This is a genomic window from Sutterella parvirubra YIT 11816 (assembly GCF_000250875.1).
Taxonomy (GTDB): domain Bacteria; phylum Pseudomonadota; class Gammaproteobacteria; order Burkholderiales; family Burkholderiaceae_F; genus Sutterella; species Sutterella parvirubra.
In genome coordinates this window covers 1-8928 of the sequence record NZ_JH604917.1, presented here as the reverse complement: position 1 = coordinate 8928, position 8928 = coordinate 1, and the positions used below count along the sequence as shown (strand labels likewise).

General features: G+C 64.6%; 7 protein-coding genes. 2 read left to right on the top strand and 5 right to left on the bottom strand.

The window, feature by feature from the left end; genetic code table 11:
• Positions 1-1318, top strand: a 1318-nt coding sequence (locus HMPREF9440_RS03175) for a M24 family metallopeptidase (protein WP_008541440.1), incomplete at its 5' end; no start/stop codon positions are given.
• 100 nt (positions 1319-1418) lie between these two features.
• On the opposite strand, the gene HMPREF9440_RS03170 is transcribed toward HMPREF9440_RS03175, so the two are convergent.
• Positions 1419-2246 carry a succinate dehydrogenase/fumarate reductase transmembrane subunit gene (locus tag HMPREF9440_RS03170; protein ID WP_040763380.1) on the bottom strand — a complete coding sequence of 276 codons (828 nt, stop codon included), beginning with the start codon at positions 2244-2246 and terminating at the stop codon, positions 1419-1421.
• 443 nt (positions 2247-2689) lie between these two features.
• On the bottom strand, positions 2690-3337 hold the full coding sequence (gene upp / locus HMPREF9440_RS03165) for a uracil phosphoribosyltransferase (protein ID WP_008541438.1): 648 nt from the start codon (positions 3335-3337) through the stop codon (positions 2690-2692).
• 187 nt (positions 3338-3524) lie between these two features.
• Between upp and HMPREF9440_RS03160 the strand changes: the two genes are divergently transcribed.
• A complete protein-coding gene (locus HMPREF9440_RS03160; RefSeq protein ID WP_008541436.1) occupies positions 3525-4115 on the top strand; it encodes a lipopolysaccharide assembly protein LapA domain-containing protein in 591 nt (196 codons plus the stop codon).
• A 115-nt stretch (positions 4116-4230) separates the two neighbouring features.
• Here the strand turns inward: HMPREF9440_RS03160 and HMPREF9440_RS03155 are convergent, their stop codons facing one another.
• The 3 genes from HMPREF9440_RS03155 to HMPREF9440_RS03145 form a co-directional block, all read right to left on the bottom strand.
• The gene (locus HMPREF9440_RS03155; RefSeq protein ID WP_008541435.1) at positions 4231-5247 is read right to left on the bottom strand and encodes a class 1 fructose-bisphosphatase; all 1017 of its coding nucleotides are present in this window, start codon (positions 5245-5247) and stop codon (positions 4231-4233) included.
• 37 nt (positions 5248-5284) lie between these two features.
• Positions 5285-7957: an aminopeptidase N gene (gene pepN, locus HMPREF9440_RS03150; RefSeq protein ID WP_008541434.1), complete on the bottom strand. Its 2673-nt coding sequence runs from the start codon at positions 7955-7957 to the stop codon at positions 5285-5287.
• 154 nt (positions 7958-8111) lie between these two features.
• Positions 8112-8702, bottom strand: coding sequence for a cytochrome c3 family protein (locus HMPREF9440_RS03145; RefSeq protein ID WP_008541433.1), 591 nt, complete (start codon positions 8700-8702; stop codon positions 8112-8114).
• Between the last annotated feature and the right edge of the window lie 226 nt (positions 8703-8928).

Genomic DNA, 8928 nt, shown 5'->3' with positions numbered 1-8928 from the left:
CTTCGCGCCCGTCACGCCCGACATCCGCGCGCTCCCGAGGCCGGGCCGCACGATCGCCGAGCGGATCGCCGCGGTGCGCGCGCAGCTCCCCGAAGGGGACGAACGCGTGCTCCTCACGGCGAGCCCCGACGTCTGCGCGTGGCTGACGAACCTGAGAAACGCCGCCCGCCCCGCGAGCCCGGTCTTTCCGGCCGTGGCGGCGCTCACGGGCGACACGCTCCACCTCGAGACGAACGCACCGTTGTCGGACGCCTGCCGCAGGATGCTCGAAGACGAAGGTGTCGTCCTGACGGCGGACCTCGAAGCGGCGCTTCGCGGGGCCGGGGTGACGGACCGTCCTCTGGTGGTGAACCGCAAGGCGGTCTCGGCTGCGCTCATGAAGCGCTTCGAAGGCTTCTGGTCCGGGGAGATCGTCCCCGCCGAACCCTTCTTCGAACGCGCGATGAGCCGCAAGAGCCCGGGCGAAATCGAACTCATCGAAGAGGCGATGCGCTTGGACGGCGTGGCCCTCACGGAGTTCTACGCCGAGCTCGACGAACGGCTCGCCGCGGGCGAACGCCTCGGCGAATGCGACGCCGTGCGGCTTCTTCACGAACACCGTGCGGCGCAGCCGGGCTTTATGGGTGAGTCCTTCGGGACGATCAGCGCCTTTGGCGCGAACGCCGCGATGCCGCACTATGAGCCGAAGCCCGGCCGCGACGCGGAACTGAAGGACGGGCTTCTTCTCATCGACTCGGGCGGTCAGTATTGGTGCGGGACCACCGACGTCACCCGCATGACGCCCGTCGGCAGGATTTCCGACGAAGACCGCCGCGTCGTCGGCGAAGTGACCCGCGCGATGTTCTGCCTCGCGAACGCCCGCTTCCCCGAAGAAACGCCGGGCTCCGAGCTCGACGTGGAAGCCCGCGGGCCCCTGCACGAGCGCATGGGTGAGGACTACGGCCACGGTACGGGCCACGGCGTGGGGTTCGTCCTCAACGTCCACGAGGGCCCCATGGCGCTCTCGCCCCGCAACCATGAGTTTCTCTTTGAGGGGAACGTCCTCTCGGACGAACCGGGGATCTATCAGGAGGGCGTCCGCGGCGTACGTGTCGAGAACATGCTCGTCGCCCTAAAAGACCCGACGGCGTGCGGAATGCTCCGCTGGAAGCACCTTACGTGCGTGCCGATCGACGTGCGCACGCTGCCCGAATCCATGGGGGACGCGGCCGAGGCGGTGAACGCCTACAACGCGTGGGTGCGGGCGCGCCTCACGCCCGACCTCACGACGCGCGCCCGGGCGTGGCTTGAGCGCGTGACGGCGCCCGTGAAGGCCTGAGCGCCGAAGAGACAAAGCAAAGCCCCGATTCTCGCGAATCGGGGCTTTTTCGAACCTTCCGGAGACCAGCCTTCAGGGAAGGCCGGCACTCAGAGGGGGATTACTTCCACCAGTTGAGTTCGTCCGGGATTTCGTAGCGGGTCGCTTCCTGGCCGGCGGCGATCTGTTCGGCGCCGATCGAGTAGTTCTTCCAGGCGGTGAGCGTGCCGCAGATGATCATGAGGAGCGCGACGAAGAGCATCGTCTTGCGGAAGCCGTGGCGTTCCGTGGAGCGCTGGTCGATGATGTCCGTTTCGGGGTTCTTCTCGAAGATGTCCCACTTCACGGCGAGGCGGTAGAGACCGATCATGCCATGGAGTTCCGTCACAACGAGGAAGATGAACGTGTAGATCATGCCGTTGTGATAGGTGTGCACGCCGATGAGGTTCGGGTCAAAGCCGCCCGGGTTCGTGAGCATGCTGATGAGATGCGGGAACACGAGGAGGAAGAGGAGGAAGGCCGTGACGAGCTGGACCATCCAGAGCGTCGTGTCTTCGTGCTTGACCATGCGGTAGTGCGCACGGATGTCGCGGCACTGACGGTAGGAGGTCGGGAAGCGGCGCAGCGCGCAGAGGGCGTGCAGCACGACGCAGAGGAAGATGAAGCCGACGAAGACGACGTGGAGCCAGAGATGCTCGTGGCCGTCGATGAAGGCGCCGCCCGAGAAGGCGATGAGGTTGGCGAACACGTCCTTGCCGAACTGCACCGAGCTCGTGAAGGCCATGTGGCAGAAGAGGAAGATGCCGAGGATGAGGCCGGTAACGGACTGCGTCACGTCGGCAATCGCCGTGAACTTGCTCTGGCGCTTGGCATCCTTGAGGCCAACGCCCCACACGTTTTCGGTGGCGGTCGGCGTGTTCGCGTACTTGACGTTGTCAGGGGTCGTCATGATGACTGGTCCAATGTGTTTGGTTTCTTGCCGCGAACGGGCCGCGGCGCACATGTCAGGGAGGAGGAGCGCCTCTCTGCCGATCAAATAGGGAAAACGCAGAGCGTGCTCCTTCCTTGCTGCCGACATGATGCCCGCTTAGGCCGGGCTTAAGATTGACGAATATCAAAACCAAAATGGGTTCTGCTACCTCTACCGAGGTCTTTGAAACCGAAAAGTACCTCCATGAGGGTATCGGAAGGCGGTCAAAAGGGCTTTCGTAGTCAAACGATACGGGTAAACCCTTGGAAACAGTGTCTGAAAAACCTGTTTCCGGACGCAACAAGCCATACGTGTGAATGCGTATGCCGTGACGCCAAAAGCAACGCCCGCAGGTCTTTCGACCGGCGGGCGCGGGTGTCTTGAACGGAGGACCTTCCCTTTTCGGGGAAGACCTTTATCGGTTACTTCGTACCGAAGATGCGGTCGCCGGCGTCGCCGAGACCCGGGACGATGTAGGCGTTTTCGTCGAGGTGGTCGTCAAGGGCCGCGACGAAGATTTCGAGGTCCGGATGGCATTCCTGGAGGTGGGCGACGCCTTCGGGGGCGGCCACGAGCGCCATGAAGCGGATGTTCTCGCCTTCAACGCCGCGCTTCTTCAGCACGTCGACGGCGTGCGCGGCGGAGTTGCCCGTCGCGAGCATCGGGTCGACGACGATGAAGGTGCGGTCGACGACGTCGGGAAGACGCACGAGGTATTCGACGGGCTGCTTGTTCTCGTCGCGGTAGAGGCCGATGTGGCCGACGCGGGCCGAGGGCATCAGCATGAGGAGCGCGTCCGTCATGCCGAGACCGGCGCGCAGCACCGGAACGATCACGGCCTTCTTGCCCTTCATGACGGGGGCGCTGAAGGTGGTGAGCGGCGTCTCGACGGGTTCGTACGAGATCGGGAAGTCGCGCGTGAGCTCGTAGCCCATCAGGAGCGCGATTTCCTGAAGGAGTTCGCGGAAGTCGCGGGTGCTCGTGTCCTTCGCGCGCATGAGCGAGAGCTTGTGCTGAACGAGCGGATGGTCGACGATGTGAAGACGCGGAAAACGGTAGTCGGTCTGCATGGAAGCTCCGGAAGGACGAACGAAAACAGCCGCCATTATAGGACTCTCTTCCCGTCAAGAAAATCCTGTCGGTGCGGGGCGGACGCCCCGTCGGGGTGAGGCGCGGGCGGCTGACCGCAGGTAAAATGAGCGCGCACACCCGCATTCACCGCGCCGACCGACCGCGTCGGCGCATACGGAGCTCTTCATGAAGATTCGCACGCTCGGCATGCTGCTCATCGTCATCGTGATGGCCGTCTTCCTCATCATCAACTGGGGGACGCTCTCGCAGGTGACCACCGTCAACCTGGTCTACACCGAAATGGAGGCTCCGCTCGGGATCATCGTCGTCGCGGCCTTCGCCGCCGTCGTCGTGCTCCTCATGGCCTACACGGTCTGGCAGCAGGCGAGCGTGATGATGGAGCTGCGCGCCGCGTACAAGGAGGCCCGCACGGCCCGCCAGATGGCCGAGGACGCCGACAAGAGCCGCATCGCGGAAATCCGCGCCGACTTCAAGGAGCGGATGGAGAAGATGGAAGCGCTCCTGGCGACCCGCACCGACGAGGTGATCCGCCTCATGGCCGAGCGCAACCAGCTCGAAGACGAAACGCTCTCGAAGTTCCGCGCCGAGCAGCAGGCGCGCGCCGACGAAGCGCGTGCGTCCCTGGAGCAGCAGCTGCGCGTGCTCGAAAAGCGCGTCATCGAGGCGCTCCCCGCCCCGAAGGCCGAAGTGGTCGAGCAGCAGTCCGACGCGAAGGAGGAAGAGGAGGCCCGCAAGACCTTCCGCGAGCTCTTCTAACTTCCGATCTGAACGGCAGAAGGCCCGTCCGCCGGTTCCGGCGCACGGGCCTTTTTGTCGGCCTTTTCGGCCGACCGGCTCTTGAGAGCCGGTCGAAGATGCGAAGGGTGAGCGCTTACCTTTCCATCCCGGCGTCGCTTTCGAGGTGGTAGCCCGTCACGAGCTCCACTTCTTCGGCGGCGCCCAAGAAGACCGCGACGCGCTGGTGGACCTTTTCGGGGACGACGTCCAGAATCGCCTGACGGCCCGTCGTGGCGGCGCCGCCCGCGTTTTCGATCAGCATCGACATCGGGTTGGCTTCGTACATGAGGCGCAGCTTCCCGGGCTTCGAGAGGTCGCGGTGGTCGCGCGGGTACATGAAGATGCCGCCGCGCTGAAGGATGCGGTGGACTTCCGCCACCATGGCGGCGATCCAGCGCATGTTGAAGTCCTTGCCGCGCACGCCGGTCTTGCCTTCGAGCAGTTCGGCGATGTAGCGCTTCACCGGGGCTTCCCAATGACGCATGTTCGAGCAGTTGATCGCGAACTCCTTCGCGGCGCGTTCGACGCGGACGTCTTCGCGCGTGAGGATGAAGGTGCCCGTCGTCGGGTCGAGCGTGAACATGACGACGCCGCGCCCGAGCGTGAGGACGAGCTGGGTCTGGGGGCCGTACATGCAGTAGCCGGCGGCGACCTGGTTGCGGCCGGGCTGCAGGAAGTCGGCCTCAACGCAGTCGCGCTTCGGACGGACGCAGGGGAGCACCGAGAAGATCGAGCCGATCGAGACGTTGATGTCGATGTTCGAAGAGCCGTCGAGCGGATCGAAGGCGATCAGGTACGGGCCCACGGGGCAGTCTTCCGGGACGCTCATCACGGTTTCGACTTCTTCGCTCAGCATGCCGCAGACCGCGCCCGAGCGCGCGACCGCCTCGACGAAGATGTCGTTGCTGATCACGTCGAGCTTCTTCTGGTCTTCGCCCTGAACGTTCGAGGTGCCGGCGGCACCCAGAACGCCCGCGAGCGCGCCGTTGCGCACCTTGAAGCTGATCGCCTTGCAGGCTTCCGAAACGCTCGTCAGAAGACGGGTGAGCACCGGGTCGAGGCCGTGGAGGGCCTCTTCGCGGGCGAGATACTGGTGCAGAGAGAGGGACACTTGTCTGTTTCCTTATAGGGGTCTGTGGATTCTGTCTTTACATCGGCTGGTGGAGCGCCTTGTCGAGCACTTCGACGACGCTCGAATCGAGCTCCTCGCGGCGCTCCCAAAGGGCCGTAATCGCTTCGTGCTGCAGACGAGCGAGCGCGGGCGTGTAGCGGCGCCAGTTTTCAAGCGAGCGCGCGCAGCGGGCGGCCACCTGCGGGTTGATGCGGTTCAGTTCCATCACCGCTTCGGCCCAGAGTTGGTAGCCCGAGCCGTCCAACGAGTGGAATTCGTTCGGGTTCGCCGTGAAGAACGTGAGAAGCAGCGCGTAGACCTTGTTCGGGTTCTTGAGCGAGAAGAACTCGGTCTGCATGAGCTGACGCACGCGCTCGACGATGGGCGTTTCGCCCGGCATCGCCTTCGCGCCCGCCTGGATGCTGAGCCACTTGTTGACGAGGAGGGGCTCGGCGGCCCAGCTCTGCAGGGCGTCGACCAGGAACTCGTTCTTGCGGGGGCTCTGCGAGCTCGCGATCATCTTGAGGGCCGCCAAACGGTTCGTGAGGTTGTTCGCCGTCTGGTACTGGTCGCAGATCATGATGAGCGCGCGCGGCACGCTGTTCGCCTGGGCGTACGCGAGGCAGAGGTTCATGAGCGCGCGGCGCCCCGAGGGCTCCGCCGACGGGTCGTAGTCGCCCGGGACCTGCATCGCCTGCGCGGTCTCGAGGAACTTCGTCGACCAACGCTTCGCGATCGCCGTCATCACGGTTTCGCGGGCGACGTGCACGGCCTGCGGGTCGATGAGGGGTTCGCGCTCGCCGAGGATCTTCTCCGACGGAAGCTCCAGCGCCAGCGCCTTGAAGGCGGGCGAGAGGGTCTCGTCGTCGAGCATCGCGCCCACGGCGTCGATGAGGATGCGGTCGACGTCTTCCGAGCTCTTCAGCAGGCGCGCGTGGATCTGGCGGCGGATCACTTCGCCCATCAGGCGCTGCATCGCGTCCCAACGGTTGAAGGGATCACGGTCTTTGGACGCGAGGAAGGCGAGCGTCTCGAGCGACTCGTTCGCTTCGACGATCACGGGCGCGGCGAAGCCGCGGTTCAGAGACGGCACCGGGCAGGCGGCGAGCCCCGTGAAGACGAACGTGCTCGAGGCTTCGGTGAGCTCAAACATGCGGGTGCCCGGGGCGGGCGCCGCGTCTTCGCCCAGAAGGCGCACGGGGAGTTTGTTCCCGTCGGCGTCGAGAAGCGCGACGGGGAAGGGAATGAGGAAGGGGCGCTTCGCGGCCTGGCCCGGGGTGGGCGGGGTCGTCTGCGTCACTTCAAGGGCGAACGTGTGGGTCGCTTCGTCCCAGCGGCTCCGCACGGTCACGCGGGGCGTGCCCGCCTGCGCGTACCAGAGGCGGAACTGCTCAAGGCTCCTGCCCGACGCACGCTCCATCGCTTCGAGGAACGCCTCGCACGTGACGGCCTTGCCGTCGTTCGTGCGGATGTAGTCGTCGAAGCCCTTCCGGAAGGTTTCGCGCCCGAGCAGCGTCTGGAGCATGCGGATCACCTCCGCGCCCTTTTCGTAGACGGTCGTCGTGTAGAAGTTGTTGATCTCGACGTAGCTCTCGGGGCGGATCGGGTGCGCCATCGGGCCCGCGTCCTCGGGGAACTGGGCGCTGCGAAGACGAATGACGTCCTTGATGCGCTGCACCGCGCGGGCGCTCGCTTCGCCCAGCATGTCGGCCGAGAACTCCTGATCGCGGAAGACCGTGAGGCCTTCCTTCAGGGTGAGCTGGAACCAGTCGCGCAGCGTGACGCGGTTCCCGGTCCAGTTGTGGAAGTATTCGTGCCCGACCACGCTCTCGATGTTGAAGTAGTCGTCGTCGGTCGCGACCGCGGGGTTCGCGAGCGCGTAGCGCGCGTTGAAGATGTTGAGCCCCTTGTTCTCCATCGCGCCGAAGTTGAAGTCGTTCGTCGCGACGATCTTGAAGTCGTCAAGGTCGAGCGGGAGCCCCCAGCGGGATTCGTCCCAACGGATCGCCTTCTTGAGGCTCTCCATCGTGTGGGCGGTCTTCTCCAGGTCCTGGGGTTCGACCCAGACCTCGAGCGTGACGCTGCGCCCGTCCGAGACCCGCATCGTTTCGCGCCGGCACGCAAGCCGCCCGGCCACGAGCGCGAAGAGGTAGGAGGGCTTCGGGAAGGGATCCTCCCACACCACCATGTGGCGGCCGTCGTCGAGGTCGCGCTCTTCCTTGCGGTTGCCGTTCGAGAGCAGCACCGGGTAGAGGGCCTTCGGCGCGCGGATCACGACCGTGAACCGCGCGAGCACGTCCGGGCGGTCGAGGTAGTAGGTGATGCGGCGGAACCCCTGCGACTCGCACTGGCTCATCAGGTTCGCGCCCGAGGCGTAGATCCCGGAGAGCGCGGTGTTGGCGGTCGGGTTGAAGCGGTTGACGATCGTCACTTCGGAGGCCGAGGTGATGCCCGGGATCCGGAGCTGCGTCTTCGTGAGGTCGTATTCGCTCTCGGAGAGCGCACGGCCGTTCACCGACACGGAAACGAGCGTCAGATCTTCGCCCTGAAGCGTGAGGATCCCGTCGGCCACGGCGGACTCGGGGTTGGGGCGCACGGCCATCGTGTTGATGACGGCGGTGCTTTCGGGGTCAAGGTCGAATTCGAGCTTGACGGTGTCGATCAGATGAGTGGGCGCGCGGTAGTCGCGGCGGTGAATGCTCTGAGCCATGGGAATCCGGTTCGTTCTCAACGAAGGTTCGGCGCGGCGGATGTGGATCCGCGCAATGGATCCGGAAATTGTAGGCGAAAGGCGCCGCGCATGAAAAAACGCGGCGCACCCAACGGGCGCACCGCGCTTTTCGGATCAACTTGCCTCAGCCGGATCAGTTGGCGGGCTTTTCGTCGACCTTGGCGACTTCACCGGAGTAGTCGTGGCCGGCGGTCTTGTGGCAGGCGATGCAGTCGATCTTCTTGTCCGGACCCATGCCCTTGTGGATGGCGGCGACCATCGGCTTCTTCGGGTTGTACATGTTCTGGACGTCGTGGCAGCCGCGGCAGGCCGAGAAGTTGCGCTCGATCATCTGCTTGTGGACGGCTTCAGCCATTTCGGCACGCTTTTCGATCTGCTTTTCGTGCGTGGAGAGCGAACCCTGGATCTGGCCGATGAGCGAGATCGAACCGGCGCGGGCCTTGTCGAGGAGCATCATCGTGTAGTCGACCGGGCCGATGTGTTCGTTCGAATGGTTCTTCAGGTGGCAGTCGGAGCAGCCCGCGGAGACGCCGGAGGCGGTGCGGAAGTGCTGGCCCTTCTGGTAGGCCTGATACGTGAGGTCCATCGAGTGGCAGAACTCACCGCAGAACTTGGGGGTGCCGGCCCAATGCACGACGCTCGTGAGCACGCCGACGAAGACGATGCCGATGACGACGCCGATCAAGCAGATGCCGGCGAGATACCATTTGCTGTTCTTTTCCATTTGGGGTACCTGTTGGGGTTTTCGGTCGGCCGTCCCGTGTCTAGGCTTGGTTTCGGTCCGGACGCCGTGAGAGAGAATGCCGGTAGGGGTACCCCTCCGGCACTCTGCAATCTTATTGGGGAAAGTGTAAAGAAGGGCAACGCCCCGTTGACTTCAGTCAACGTGCGCGAAGACTTTACGTTGAATGGCCCGGGGTCCTAAGGAACAGTAAAGAAATAAAATTTAC

Coding starts and splice junctions, on each gene's coding strand:
- upp (WP_008541438.1), bottom strand. CDS start 3,337: ATGCAGACCGACTACCGTTTTCCGCGTCTTCACATCGTCGACCATCCG.
- HMPREF9440_RS03145 (WP_008541433.1), bottom strand. CDS start 8,702: ATGGAAAAGAACAGCAAATGGTATCTCGCCGGCATCTGCTTGATCGGC.
- HMPREF9440_RS03170 (WP_040763380.1), bottom strand. CDS start 2,246: ATGACGACCCCTGACAACGTCAAGTACGCGAACACGCCGACCGCCACC.
- HMPREF9440_RS03160 (WP_008541436.1), top strand. CDS start 3,525: ATGAAGATTCGCACGCTCGGCATGCTGCTCATCGTCATCGTGATGGCC.
- pepN (WP_008541434.1), bottom strand. CDS start 7,957: ATGGCTCAGAGCATTCACCGCCGCGACTACCGCGCGCCCACTCATCTG.